The sequence below is a fragment of the Ornithinimicrobium humiphilum genome, assembly GCF_006716885.1.
GTDB lineage: Bacteria > Actinomycetota > Actinomycetes > Actinomycetales > Dermatophilaceae > Ornithinicoccus > Ornithinicoccus humiphilus.
This window is the reverse complement of the sequence record NZ_VFPU01000001.1, coordinates 110,776-123,313: the sequence shown is the minus strand read 5'-3', so window position 1 is coordinate 123,313 and position 12,538 is coordinate 110,776. Positions and strand designations below refer to the sequence as shown.

Below are 12,538 nucleotides of genomic sequence, written 5' to 3'. Positions count from 1 at the left end.
GGCACCGTAGGGTTCGGGGCTGGGTGGACGCTGGGGGTGGTGCGGACGCGGTGGCGCGAGCGGGAGGGCTCAGCCGTCGCGCAGGCTCGCCAGCGTGTCGGTCTCGTCCGGGCCCTTGTCGTCGCGATAGCGCAGCACCCTGGCGAAGCGCAGCGCGATGCCGCCGGGATAGCGCCGCGAGGTCTGCACCCCGTCGTAGGCGATCTCCACGACCTGCTCGGGCCGGACGTGGACGACGTGCCCCTCGCGAGCGGTCTCGAGCGCGAGGAAGCGCTCGGTCTGCCAGGCCAGGATCGCGTCGGTCATCCCCTTGAAGGTCTTGCCCACCATGACCAGCTCGCCGGTGGCGGCGTCGCGGGCGCCGAGGTGGATGTTGGACAGCCAGCCCTGCCGCCGCCCGCTGCCCCACTCGACCGCGAGGACGACGAGGTCGGCGGTGCGGCGCGGCTTGACCTTGACCCAGCCGGCACCGCGGCGACCGGCGGCGTAGGGCGCCTCGGGGTCCTTGACCACCACGCCCTCGTGCCCGCGCGCCAGGACGTCGGCGAAGAACTCCTGCGCCACCTCCGGGCGATCGGTGACGACGCGGTCGACGACGAGGTCGGGCGCCAGGCCCGCGAGCGCCTCCCAACGGACGACCGCCGCCTCGTCGACCAGGTCGCGGCCGTCGAGGTGGAGCAGGTCGAAGAGGAAGGTCGTCACCGGCGTCGACCTCGACAGGGCGGCGGGGTCGGCGCTCGAGGCGGTGCGGGCCCCGGTCACCTGGAAGGGCAGCGGCCGACCGTCGTCACCGAGCGCGATCACCTCGCCGTCGAGCACGGCGGTCCTCGCGGGCAGCGCGAGCACGGTCTCCACGACCTCGGGCAGCCGGTCGGTGATCTCGTCGAGGCTGCGGGTGAAGAGGCGCACCGGGGTCTGCGCGTCGCGGTCGAGGTGCACCTGGAGGCGGATGCCGTCGAGCTTGGTGTCGACCGCGACCTCGCGGGTGCCGTCCACGACCGAGGCCACGTCGGGCTCGGAGCCGGCCAGCATCGGCCGCAGGGGTCGTCCGACCTCGAGCCGCAGGGCCTCCAGCGCGGCTGCCCCCTCGAGCAGCGCGGCCGCGGCCACCGGGCCGGGGAACCCCGCGAGCATGACGGCGCGACGGACGAGCGGCTCCGGCACGTCGGCCGCCCTCGCGACGGCCGGCAGGAGCACCCCGTCGGAGGCGCCCTGCCGCAGCTCGCCGGTGATCAGGCCGACGAGCCAGGCCTGCTCCTGCTGGGTCGCCCGGCCGAAGAGCTCACGCACCGCCGCGGCGCGGGAGGCCTGCGAGCCCGAGCCGGTGGTGGCACGCAGCCGGGTCAGGGCGTCGTCGACCTCGAGCACCTCCAGGGACGGCTCGGGAGCGGGCTCGGGCAGGTCGCGCAGGCCGCGCCAGCTCACCCCGACGGTGCGCTGCGGGAGGGTCCCCGCCAGGTAGTCGGCGACGACCGCGACGAGCCGGGCCGAGGGTGGCTCGGCGGCCGCGACCTCGCGCAGCGTCCCGGCGAGGAGCTCCACCTTGGTGGTGCGGGAGCGGGTCGCCGCGACGGCGGCGGACGTGTCGATCACCCGGGAGAGCCGCATGTCCGGCAGTCTGCCGCAGCGGTGGCGACGGCGCCCCCGGGAGACGCCCACCCCGGGGTGGGCGGGAGCGGGGCGGGGAGTGCGGGCGGCACGACGTGACTCGCACGACATACCTCCGCACGCGTTGAAGGGCGCGCCGGGCCCGTGACAGCCGGCGCGCCCTTCGGCGCGTTGCACGCCTTCCCCCCTATGAGCGACCGGGTGCAGGGGGTCCGGTCGCCAGGCGACGTGCGCGCTCGATCGAGTCCTCGGGGCCGTCCGTCAGAGCCAGGGGTAGGGGACTCCGGCGGGGTGGTTCCCGTCAACGTCGATCGAGATCGACGTTAGCCCGGGGTTGGTCAAGACGGGGTATGGGCTTGGTCAGGGTTCGGTAAATCTTCCCGGACCGGCCCCGGCACCCGTTCCGGGACCCGCTCCCGGGCCGTCGGACGGCCGTCGCGGACCGCTCCGGTGGTGGCCACGAGCGGGCGGTCCTTGTCGGCCGCGTGCTGCGCCTCGATGAACTCCTCGATCACGGTCGCCAGGCGGATCGGCGTCTCGAACATCGGGTAGTGGCCGGCGTTGCGGAGCACGATGACCTGCGAGCTCGGGTGCAGCGCGCACCAGCTGTCGCGGACGACCTGCTCGGTGATGGCCGGGTCGTGCTCGCCGACGATCGCGAGCGCCGGCACCCGGTCACCGGGCACCTCGGCGGCGTGGTCGGTGTCGGCCCAGGCCTCGAAGTAGGCCGCGAAGGCCTCCTGGTCGGAGCGGGCGCGGCTGTGGCGGACCAGCTTGTCGATCCACACGTAGGACAGGCGCTTGCCGGTCGTGATGTCGATGATCGCCTGACGGGCCGAGTCGTCCGCGGCCGCCGCCTCGAACAACGAACGCCCCTCGGCGTCGAAGGGCGTTCCTGAGGCGGGCACGGGCGTGACGCCCACGATGCACTCCACCCGCTCCGGGGCGAGGGCGAGCACGCGCTGGATCGCCGACCCTCCCATCGAGTGACCCACGAGGGAGAAGCTCTCGACGCCGAGGTCGTCCGCGAGCTCGAGGACGTCGGCGGCGATCTGGTCGATCGTGTAGGGACCGCCCGAGCCCCGGCGCTCGCCGTAGCCGCGGTAGTCCATGAACTCGTAGCGGAGACGCTCGCGGTCGAGCGTGTCCACGAAACCCTGGCCCCAGCCGGTCGACGAACCGAACCAGCCCGGCAGGCAGATGACGGTCTTCGGTCCGTGACCGATCTCGGTGGCCGTGTCTACAGAGGTGTCATCGTTGACGATCATGATCCGACGCTACGCCGGATCCGCAGGAAGGCAAGAGGTCCCGCGGGAGAGGTGGATCACGGGCACCGGGCGGGTCGTGACGGGGGTTGTCCCCCCTCCCACCTCGGAGGTCGGCACCCTCGTCCGCACGCCCCCGGCCTCACTACGGTGGACGCATGACCGCTCCTGCCCTGCCCTCCGAGGGCGCCGGGACCACCGGGCCGCCGCCGCCCCTGCCCGGCAGGGTCCCCGACGGCACCTTCGCGAACCCTCCCGTGCGCCCGCGCCTGCTGCGCCGCTGGGCGCAGGGCTGGTGGGTCGCCGTGGGCCTCGTGCTGGGTCTGGGCACGGCGCTCGCCGCCCTGGTGATCGTCTCCCTGACGGTCGCCGGCCTGTTCTCCACGCCCGTCATGGGCGCCGGTCTCGTCCTGGTGGCCCTCGGTCTCTGGGCGGCCTGGCTGCTCGGCCGCGCCCACCGCTGGATGCTCACCGTCTTCTCCGGCATCGACGTCGGGCCGGTCCCGGTCAGCGGGGCACCCACCTGGCGGCGGGTGCTCGGGCTGGACGAGCCGCGGCTCCGGGCGCTCGGGTGGGCCGCCCTCCACGGGTTGTGGGGGGTGCTGGCCGGTCTGCTCGTGCTGGGCCTGCTCGTGCAGGGCGTCGCGCTGGCCGCCCTGCCGTTCCTGTCGACCGTGGCCCCGGAGGACGGGGTGCGCGTGCTGTGGCTCCTGCGCGTCTCCACCTCCACCGGATATGCCGTGGGCGGGCTGGGCGGGCTCGTCATGCTGCTGGCCGTGCCCTGGGTGGCCCGGGGCCTGGGCAGCGTCGACGTGGCGCTGGCCCGCTGGCTGCTCGGGGACGACCCGCAGCGCCAGCTGCGCGAGATGAGCCACCGGGTCGAGACCCTCGCCGCCTCCCGTTCCGAGACCATCGACTCGGTCGAGGCCGAGCGCCGCCGCATCGAGCGCGACCTGCACGACGGACCGCAGCAGCGGCTGGTGGCGATCGCGATGAACCTCGGCCTGGCCCGGTCCACCCTCGACAGCGACCCCGACGGTGCCCGAGCCCTCATCGACGAGGCGCACGCCGCGGCCAAGGAGGCGATCGTCGAGATGCGCCAGGTGGCGCGCGGCATCGTGCCCCCGATCCTCACCGACCGTGGCCTGGACGCCGCCGTCTCGGCGCTGGCCGCCCGCAGCCCGGTGCCGGTGTCGGTCTCCATCCACCTGCCGGACCCCGCCGTCCGCCGTCCCGACCCGACGGTCGAGGCGATCGCCTACTTCTGCGTCTCGGAGGCGCTGACCAACGTGGCCAAGCACTCCGGCGCCCGGCGGGCCACGGTCGACCTCGGTCTCCGCGACGGCCCGGCGGGGGAGCAGCTCAGCGTCGTCGTCGGTGACGACGGTCGGGGCGGTGCGGCGCTCGGTCGCGGCACCGGCCTCACCGGCCTGCGCCAGCGCGTCGCCTCCGTCGACGGCGAGCTGCACGTCGACTCCCCGCCCGGAGCCGGCACCACCTTGTCCATCACCCTGCCCATGCGACCCGGAAGGACGCGATGACCACCCCCGACCAGAGCGCGCCGGACCGGCTGCGCGTCATCCTCGCCGAGGACTCCGTGCTGCTCCGCGACGGCCTCGTCCGCCTGCTGCAGGCCGCCGGCCTCGAGGTCGTCGACGCCTGCCCCGACGCCGAGACCTTCCTGGCCGCGGTGCGCGAGCACCGTCCCGACATCGTCGTCGTCGACGTCCGCATGCCCCCGACCTTCACCTCCGAGGGCCTGGAGGCGGCGCTCGTGGTGCGCTCCGAGCTGCCCGAGACCGCCGTGATGGTGCTCAGCCAGTACGTCGAGGAGACCTACGCCACCGAGCTGCTCGCCGGGCGGCCGCGGGGCGTGGGCTACCTCCTCAAGGACCGGGTGGCCGACACCAGCGAGTTCATCGAGGCGATCCGCACGGTGGCCGAGGGCGGGACGGCGCTCGACCCGGAGGTCATCTCGCAGCTGATGTCGCGGGCCCGGCACGTCGACCCGCTCTCGCGCCTCACCCCGCGCGAGCAGGACGTGCTGCGGCTCATGGCGCAGGGCCGCACCAACAGCGCGATCTCCCGCGAGCTGTTCATCGGCGAGGGCGCGGTGGAGAAGAACGTCTCGTCGATCTTCAGCAAGCTCGACCTGGCTCCCACCGGCGACGACCACCGGCGGGTGCTCGCGGTGCTGCAGTGGCTCGAGCACGGGAACGAGCCGTGACCGGGCCCCGGGACCAGCCCGTCCAGCCGCAGGACCACCCGGCCCAGCCGCCCCTGCCGGCTCCCGCCTACGCGCGACGGCACGGGCCGGTCCGCGCCGTCGGGGGCGCCGCCGTCGCGCTGCTCGTCGCGGGCGGCGTCGCGGCCACCGTGCCCGCCATGGTGGAGGACGCCGAGCACCAGGTGCTGACCCTGCCCGCGGGCACCGCCGAGCTCGTGGTCCACGGCGACGCGGGGGACGTCGACGTGCGGGCGGCCGCACCCGGTGAGGAGCCGGTCGTGGCGGCCACCAAGCACTGGTCCTTCCGCGAGCCCACGCCCGTCGTCACCACGACCGGCGGGGTGACCACGGTCTCCCTGGACTGCCCGTCCGCCGCGCAGCTCGCGCAGTGCTACGCCGACTGGCAGGTCGCCGTCCCCACCGGGATGCCGGTGACCGTCCGGGCGAGCGTCGGCGAGGTCGACGTCACCGGGCTGACCGGAGACGTCACGGTCGACGGGTCCGTCGGCGACGTCACCGTCACCGGGGCGCCGACCTCGCTCCGGGTCACCACGTCCGTCGGTCAGATCCGTGCCACCCTCGCGGAGCCGCCCGGCTCGGTCGAGCTGCGCACCGCGGTGGGCGACGTCGAGCTCCGGCTGCCCGACGGGGCCACCTACGACGTGCGGGCGACCGCGACCCTCGACCCCGCGGTCGTCGAGGTGGAGTCCGACCCCGCCTCCGAGCACGAGGTGCGGGTGTCCTCGAGCGTCGGCTCGGTGCTGGTCACCGGCGGCTGAGGACCACGGCAGGAGGCCCCCGCACCACGTGGTGCGGGGGCCTCCCGTGCCGGGCCGTGCGGTCAGGACCTCACGGGTAGACCAGGGCCTCCAGCTGCTCCTGGACGGCCCCGGAGACCGCCCCGTAGCCGCCGGCGATCGTGATCTCCTGCGCCCGCAGGTCGACGACCGCCCCGAGCACCGAGGCCGGCAGCCCACCGGGGCGGGTCAGCAGCACCGGGCTCTGGTAGTGCGCGGCGACCGGGCCGGACGCGAGCGCGTCGGGGAAGTTCAGCCCGTTGGCCAGCAGCGCGTGGTCCGTCGGCGTCGGGAAGAACTCCGCCGCGACCGCGGCCGAGGTCGCGTAGCGGTCGGCGCCGGAGATCCGGACGACGTCCGCCCCGTAGGCACCGGCAGCCGCCGCGACCTGCTCGGAGACCGCGAGCTCACCGCCGACGACGACGACGGTCTGCGGACGGAGCCGGTCGAGCTCGCCCCGCACGGAGGCGGGGAGGTGGTCCGGCCGGGTCAGCAGGACCGGGGCCTGCTCGACCCCGGCGGGTGCCGTCGCCGACAGCGCGTCCGCGAAGGCCGTGCCGGCGGCCAGGAAGACCACGTCGGCGGAGTCGTACTCCGCCGCGACCGCGGCCGAGGTGGCGTAGCGGTCGGTGCCGGCGATGCGCTCGACGACCGGGGCGTAGCCGGCCAGCCGCTGCTCGACGGCCGGGCTGATCGCCCCGGAGCCGCCCAGGATGACGATCCGCTCGGGGGCGAGCGTCTGCAGGGCCATCCGGGTGGCCGCCGGGACGAGGTCCGGGCGGGTGAGCAGGACGGGCGCGTCCAGGGCGCCGGCGAGCGCCGCGCCGGAGAGCGCGTCCGGGAAGTCCAGCGAGCTGCCCACGAAGACCGTCCCGACGCCGGGCTCGAAGTTCTCCACCGCGAGCTCGGCCGCCGTGGAGTAGCGGTCGGTGCCCAGCGCACGGTTGACCTTCGGACGGTCGACCAGGCCGGTGCCGGCCCAGGCGATCTCGAAGACCGGGCTGGTCCAGACCTCCGTGCCCGGCTCGCGGTCGTCGTTCCAGGCGCTGGCCTTGGTGATGGTGATCTCGAGGATGTAGTCGCCGTTCGGCACCCGTTCGCGGGCCCCGGTCTCCGTCACGACCATGCCGTCCCAGGTGTAGGCCGAGATGCCGTTGCGGGAGGCGCTGCGGGCGAGGTAGTCCTCCTCGCGCACGAGTCCGAGCGAGGCGCCCTTCGAGCCGTCGGCATCGGCCTCGAAGACCTCCCAGTCCATCGCGCGCGCCTGGTGCTCGAAGTGGATCAGCGCGGTCGGCACGTCACCCTCGTCCATCGTGAAGACGGTGCCGGGCCCGGCGATGTCCCAGTCGCCGTCCGGGTCGACGCAGTCGATGCCGAGGAACCGGCCGCAGCTCAGGAGCTGGCCCAGCACGGGCATCTCGACCGCGACGGTGCCGTCGGGGTTGATCAGGTCGGCCAGCACCTCGACGTCCTGCAGGTCGAAGGACGCGCCACCGACCGGCACCGTGTAGGTGCTGGAGTCGGTGCCGGTGGCCACGACGTAGCCGCCGAAGAGGTAGTCCTCGTCGGGCGAGGTGATCGTCACGTCGACGCTGGCGCTCCCGCCCGCCGGGACGGTGACGGAGGGCGCGGAGAACTCCGCCGTGCCCTCGGCGAGGTAGTAGCCCCAGTCGTTGCCGGTGCCGGAGGTGGCGACGGCCGACACGTAGGACAGGTCGTAGATCTCGGCGCTGCCGGAGGTGTTGGTGAAGGTGAGCGTGTGCGTGCTCGACTCCCCGGGCAGCTGCTGCCCGAGGTCGACCAGACCCGGCTCGATCACGACGTCCGCGAGGATCGTCTTGTCGACCTGGATCATGCCCGCGCCCTGCCGGTGGACGACCTCGAGACCGGCGGTCGGGGCGATGCTCAGCGGCAGCTGCTCGGCGGAGTTCTGGAGCCGGGTGCGGACCTCGGGCACCGTCAGGTCGGGGTCGGCCTCGAGCATGAGGGCCACGGCGCCGGCCACGTGCGGGGCGGCCATCGAGGTGCCCGACAGGGTGGCGTGCGGCTGGATCTCGAGCGGGTAGGTCGAGTAGATCTGACCACCGGGCGCCGAGACGTCCGGCTTGTAGCGCAGGTCCGCGGTGGCGCCGAAGGAGCTGAAGGAGCTCATCAGACCGCCGGTCGGGCTCGGGATCGAGACCTCGCCCTCCTGCCAGGTCAGGGTGGTCCCCCCGTCGGCCAGCGCGGCGGCGACCAGGCGGGCGCCGTCGGCCTGGGAGACCGACACGACCGGCACCGTGATCGGCGGGTCACCGGCGACGCTGGGGTTCACCATGCCCGCCGCGTTGTTGTAGATGATGACGCCGGCCGCGCCGGCGGCCTGGCCGTTGAAGGCCTTCTCGTAGAACGAGCACGCCTCGCCACCGGGCGGGCCGCCACGCTGCACGAGCAGCCAGTTGCCGTCGATGAGCGCCTCTTGCTCGTCGCTGAACGGGTCGGTGCCGCAGGCCGGGGCCAGCTCGGTGCCCGGCTCGGCCACCGCGACCGCCGTGGAGGTGCCGGAGGTCGGCGGCTCCGGGGCGGGGGTGCCGACGGTGTAGGGCACCTCCTCGCCGGTCTCGTCGGTGAAGAAGTTGGCCATGAAGCTGGTGTTGTCGACCGAGCCGACGCCGATGGTGTCGACGCCGACGCCCGGGGCGCCGGCGGAGTAGATGCCGTTGGCGCCGCTGTTGCCGATCGAGGCGACGACGACCACGCCCTCGCGGGCGAGCGCGTCCGAGGCCTGCGCGGTGGGGTACTCGGCCCAGGTCATGAAGGAGGAGCCGATGGACATGTTGACGACGTCCATGCCGTCGGAGAGGGCGCGCTCCATCGCGCGCAGCATGACGTCGCTCTCGGTCGAGCCGTCGCAGCCGAAGACGCGGTAGGCGCCGAAGGTCACGCCCGGCGCGACGCCGGTGACCTCGCCGTCCGCCCCGACGATACCGGCGACGTGCGTGCCGTGCCCCTGGCAGTCGTCGGGGTTGGCGTCCGGCACCGGGTCGGGCGAGTAGGCGGGGTCGCTGGGGTCGGAGTTGTAGTCGTCGCCGACGAGGTCGACGCCGTGCGTCACCCGCGCGGTCGGGAAGGTGGTGCTGCCCGGCGTCCCGTTGCCACCGAGGTCGGGGTGGTCGATGTCGATGCCGGTGTCGATGATGCCGACCCGCACGCCCGTGCCGTCGAAGCCCAGCTCGCTCTGGACGACGTCGGCGCCGGTCATCGTGATGGCGGTGAACAGCTCGGGGTCGATCGTGGTCGCCTCCGGGCGCTCCGGGGCGTCGACGACGACCACTGGGTAGATCGCCTCGACGACGTCCGAGGCCGCGATCTTGGCGAGGTCGCCCTCGGCCGCGGACACGGACACGCCGTTCCACAGGGACCCGAACTCGGAACGGATCTCGAGCTCGACGCCGGCCTGCTCGGCGTGCGCCATCAGCTCCTGGCGCTCGGCCCGGATGCTCGAGAGCGAGCCCCCCAGGCTGGTGGGCTCGCTCGCGAGTTCGACGAAGTAGGCGGAGGGTGCGACCTGCGCCCCGCTGATCTGGTTGCCGTGGATCTTGCTCTCCGGCGCCGGCGACCCCGGCGCGATCCGGTCACCGTCGTCCGCGCTGGCGCTGAGCGGGGCCAGGACAGCTCCCGTCAGGGCCAGGACGGCGACGCCGGCGAGAGCTCGGCGTGGGGGCGTTCCCCCGTGTGCTGATGTCACGCGATATCTCCCTCGATATGTCGCGCGAGCGCCCCCGTGGCGCACGCACCGCCCACCACCGTACGAAACGGATCGGGCCCGGGGAAGAGGTCAGGTCACGGGCGGATAACGATCGGGTCAGGATTCGACAGGTCCGGTGTAGAACCAGCGCCCGCCCCGTCTCGTGAACAGGCTGCGCTCCTCCAGCCGGCCGTCGACGCCGTGGGTGGCGACGAAGGCGACGACGCCGGTCCGGTCCTCCGGGCCCCCGTCGACCACCTCGTGCACGACCAGCCCGGTCCAGCCGGCCTCGCCGAGGTAGGGCTCCTCGGGGCGGGTGCGCGGGTCCCAGGTGCGCCACAGGTGCTCGGCGTCGCCCAGGACGTAGGCCGTGTAGCGGCTGCGCATCAGCTCCTCGGCCGTCTCCGCCAGCCGCTCGGTCGCCAGCAGCGGCCCGCAGCACGCGTCGAGGGACCGGCCGGTGCCGCACGGGCAGGGTGCACTCATGATCCAGACCCTAGACGCGCCGAGGGCGCCGGACGCTGCACACCTGCTGCAGGTCCGACGCCCTCGGGGCGATCAGGATCAGCGACCCTTGGTCTTGTACTTCGGCTGCGTCTGGACGTTGAGGGTGTCCATCTTGACCTTCTCGGCGGGCTTGGTCCGCTTGTCGTCGATCTTGAGGACGTCCAGCCCCTCGGTGATGTCCGAGGAGTAGATGTGGCCGTTGTAGTAGTACGTCGACCAGGCACCGCCCAGGATCAGGCGCTCCTCGCTGATCGGGCCGCGCTCGAAGTAGGCGAACTCCTCCGGCTGGTTCGACTTCGTGAAGTCCCAGACGGACAGGCCACCCTGGTACCACGCCTGCACCATGATGTCCTTGCCCTTGACCGGGACGAGCGAGCCGTTGTGCGCCACGCAGTTCTCGGTCGTGCCCTGGTCGCGGGGGATCTTGAAGTACGACGTGAAGCTGAGCTTGTTCTTCTTGCTCAGGTCGTAGATCGCGTTGGCGCCCTTGGTGTCCGGGATGGTGTCGAGGCAGGTGGCCGCACCGCCGCCGCCGAGCTCGTCGGTGAAGACGACCTTGTCAGCGTCCTGGCTGAACGTCGCCGAGTGCCAGAAGGCGAAGTTCTCGGTGTCACGCACCCGCTCGACGACCTTCGGCTTCACGGGGTCCTTGATGTCCAGGATGATGCCGTCACCCATGCACGCGCCGGCCGCGATCTTCTTCTCCGGGTAGGCGGTGATGTCGTGGCAGCCGCTGGTGTTGGTGTAACCGCCGCCGTCCGCGGCGAAGAGGTCGGGCTTGGCGACGACCTTGGCCTTGTGCGGCTGCTTGACCGGCACCTCGACGATCGAGATGGAGTCGTGCGGGGGCTGGCAGTTGGGGAAGGTGTCGCGCGGGCCGTAGCTGCTCACGTAGAGGTAGACGTTCTTCTTGTTCTTCCCCGTGCCCGGCACCAGCGTGTGGGTGTGCGATCCGCAGTCGGTCTGCACCGCGGCGACGTAGCGGGGGTTGCGCACGTCGCTGATGTCGAAGATCCGCATGCCTTCCCAGGCCGTCGGGTCGGCGGCGTTGGAGGCCTGGCTGCTGCACGAGTCGTCGGTGCGCGGGGCGTCGACCGACAGGAAGAGCAGGTCGCCGTCCACCGTGATGTCGGCCTGGCCACCGGGGCACAGGACCGTGCTGACGATCTTGGGCTTGCTGGGCTTGGAGACGTCCACCACCCAGAAGCCGTTGTAGCTGCCGATGAAGGCCAGGTCGTCCTGGAAGGCCAGGTCCGTGCCGTAGCCACCGGCCAGCACGTCCGGGATCGGGAGGTTGGCCAGGTGCTTGATGTTCTTGCTCTTGGAGATCTCGCCCGGGGCCAGCTGCGCGACGGCCATGTCGCCGGCGTTCGCCTCGGTGGTGTCGGGCGTCGCCAGACCCGTCGTGGCGGTGGTGATCGTGAGCGCGGCGGCACCCGCCAGCGCGAGCGCGGTGCGCAGGCCGCGTCGTGGCGGTCGCGAGGACTTCGTCATGGGGATCCTTCCTGTCCGGGACCCGGGGGCAGGGTCGACGTCCGGTGGGGCTGACAGTAGGGACCCGAGAAGCCCCGTGGGCCCCTCTTGGCCATCTTTTTACCCAACCCGAACGGTTCCTTGACCGATGCCCTCTGTGCGGGGCGAGGGGCGCCGTGATGAGGTTGTGCCCATGTCCGCGCGCCCCGTTCCCGCCCTCCTTCTCGTCGCCCTGCTCTCCCTCGGCGTGGCTGGTTGCGCCGGCTCGGACGACTCGCCCGACCGGGCGGCGGCCACGACGATCACCCCGGAGCAGCCGGTCATCCAGCCCGGGGCACCGGGGGAGGCCAACACCACGCACACCGGTCCTGTGGTCCTGCCGGTCGAGCAGGCCAGCGAGGCAGACGTCACCTTCGTGCAGTCGATGATCGTCCACCACGCCCAGGCCATCGAGATGGTCGACCTCGCCGAGGACGGCCTCGAGGACGAGCAGGTGCGTGCGATGGCCGACCGGATCCGCGCCGCGCAGCGTCCCGAGATCGGCGCGATGGTGGCCTGGCTGGCCGAGCGCGGCGAGCTGGTCCCGCCGGAGGCCGAGGACGCCGGCGTCGACGTGGCCGGGCACGGGGCGACCCTGGGCGCGCGGGCGCGCGGCGACAGCCACGGGCACGCCGGCTCCGCCGACAGCATGGCCGGGATGGCGACGCCGGAGCAGCTGCAGCAGCTGGGTGCAGCACAGGGACGCAAGGCCGACACCCTCTTCCTCCGCCTCATGACGGCGCACCACGAGGGGGCGCTCATCATGCTCGAGGAGCACGGTCCCCAGGGCATCGACGCCCGGGCCAGGGAGATGGCCGACGAGATGTACGTCGAGCAGACGGCCGAGATCGACCGCATGGCGCAGCTGCTGGAGCGCCTGGAGGGCTGAGCCGGA

The 12,538-nt window shown here is 73.1% G+C and carries 9 protein-coding genes; 4 read left to right on the top strand and 5 right to left on the bottom strand.

What is annotated here, in order from left to right; translation table 11 throughout:
- Window positions 1-69 precede the first annotated feature (69 nt).
- Together FB476_RS00490 and FB476_RS00485 are read right to left on the bottom strand one after the other, a co-directional pair.
- Window positions 70-1,608, bottom strand: a complete 1,539-nt coding sequence (locus FB476_RS00490; RefSeq protein WP_141817043.1) for an ATP-dependent DNA ligase — start codon at window positions 1,606-1,608, stop codon at window positions 70-72.
- Window positions 1,609-1,946: 338 nt separating this feature from the next.
- On the bottom strand, window positions 1,947-2,876 hold the full coding sequence (locus FB476_RS00485) for an alpha/beta fold hydrolase (RefSeq protein WP_141817042.1): 930 nt from the start codon (window positions 2,874-2,876) through the stop codon (window positions 1,947-1,949).
- 155 nt (window positions 2,877-3,031) lie between these two features.
- Here FB476_RS00485 and FB476_RS00480 point away from each other — a divergent pair, with 155 nt between their 5' ends.
- The 3 genes from FB476_RS00480 to FB476_RS16310 are packed head-to-tail and all read left to right on the top strand — an operon-like array spanning window position 3,032 to window position 5,879.
- Entirely contained in the window at window positions 3,032-4,414 is a 1,383-nt protein-coding gene (locus FB476_RS00480; protein ID WP_141817041.1) for a sensor histidine kinase, read from the top strand.
- Window positions 4,411-5,100 (top strand): response regulator transcription factor, encoded by a 690-nt coding sequence (locus FB476_RS00475; protein WP_141817040.1) that lies wholly within the window; start codon window positions 4,411-4,413, stop codon window positions 5,098-5,100. The genes FB476_RS00480 and FB476_RS00475 overlap by 4 nt, the downstream gene beginning before the upstream one ends.
- A complete protein-coding gene (locus tag FB476_RS16310) occupies window positions 5,097-5,879 on the top strand; it encodes a DUF4097 family beta strand repeat-containing protein (RefSeq protein WP_170233472.1) in 783 nt (260 codons plus the stop codon). Before FB476_RS00475 ends, FB476_RS16310 begins: the two co-directional genes overlap by 4 nt.
- 70 nt (window positions 5,880-5,949) lie before the next feature.
- Here the strand turns inward: FB476_RS16310 and FB476_RS17060 are convergent, their stop codons facing one another.
- The 3 genes from FB476_RS17060 to FB476_RS00455 all read right to left on the bottom strand — a co-directional run bounded on the left by FB476_RS17060 (window position 5,950) and on the right by FB476_RS00455 (window position 11,625).
- Window positions 5,950-9,624: a cell wall-binding repeat-containing protein gene (locus tag FB476_RS17060; protein ID WP_141817039.1), complete on the bottom strand. Its 3,675-nt coding sequence runs from the start codon at window positions 9,622-9,624 to the stop codon at window positions 5,950-5,952.
- Between the two features lie 117 nt (window positions 9,625-9,741).
- Window positions 9,742-10,110, bottom strand: coding sequence for a YchJ family protein (locus FB476_RS00460; protein ID WP_141817038.1), 369 nt, complete (start codon window positions 10,108-10,110; stop codon window positions 9,742-9,744).
- 78 nt (window positions 10,111-10,188) lie between these two features.
- Window positions 10,189-11,625, bottom strand: a complete 1,437-nt coding sequence (locus tag FB476_RS00455) for an LVIVD repeat-containing protein (RefSeq protein WP_141817037.1) — start codon at window positions 11,623-11,625, stop codon at window positions 10,189-10,191.
- 172 nt (window positions 11,626-11,797) lie between these two features.
- Here FB476_RS00455 and FB476_RS00450 point away from each other — a divergent pair, with 172 nt between their 5' ends.
- Window positions 11,798-12,532: a DUF305 domain-containing protein gene (locus FB476_RS00450; RefSeq protein WP_170233471.1), complete on the top strand. Its 735-nt coding sequence runs from the start codon at window positions 11,798-11,800 to the stop codon at window positions 12,530-12,532.
- Window positions 12,533-12,538: the final 6 nt, after the last annotated feature.

Excerpts from the sequence above, each read along its gene's own strand:
- FB476_RS00490 (WP_141817043.1), bottom strand. The coding sequence starts at position 1,608 with ATGCGGCTCTCCCGGGTGATCGACACGTCCGCCGCCGTCGCGGCGACC.
- FB476_RS00485 (WP_141817042.1), bottom strand. The coding sequence starts at position 2,876 with ATGATCGTCAACGATGACACCTCTGTAGACACGGCCACCGAGATCGGT.
- FB476_RS00480 (WP_141817041.1), top strand. The coding sequence starts at position 3,032 with ATGACCGCTCCTGCCCTGCCCTCCGAGGGCGCCGGGACCACCGGGCCG.
- FB476_RS00475 (WP_141817040.1), top strand. The coding sequence starts at position 4,411 with ATGACCACCCCCGACCAGAGCGCGCCGGACCGGCTGCGCGTCATCCTC.
- FB476_RS00460 (WP_141817038.1), bottom strand. The coding sequence starts at position 10,110 with ATGAGTGCACCCTGCCCGTGCGGCACCGGCCGGTCCCTCGACGCGTGC.
- FB476_RS00455 (WP_141817037.1), bottom strand. The coding sequence starts at position 11,625 with ATGACGAAGTCCTCGCGACCGCCACGACGCGGCCTGCGCACCGCGCTC.
- FB476_RS00450 (WP_170233471.1), top strand. The coding sequence starts at position 11,798 with ATGTCCGCGCGCCCCGTTCCCGCCCTCCTTCTCGTCGCCCTGCTCTCC.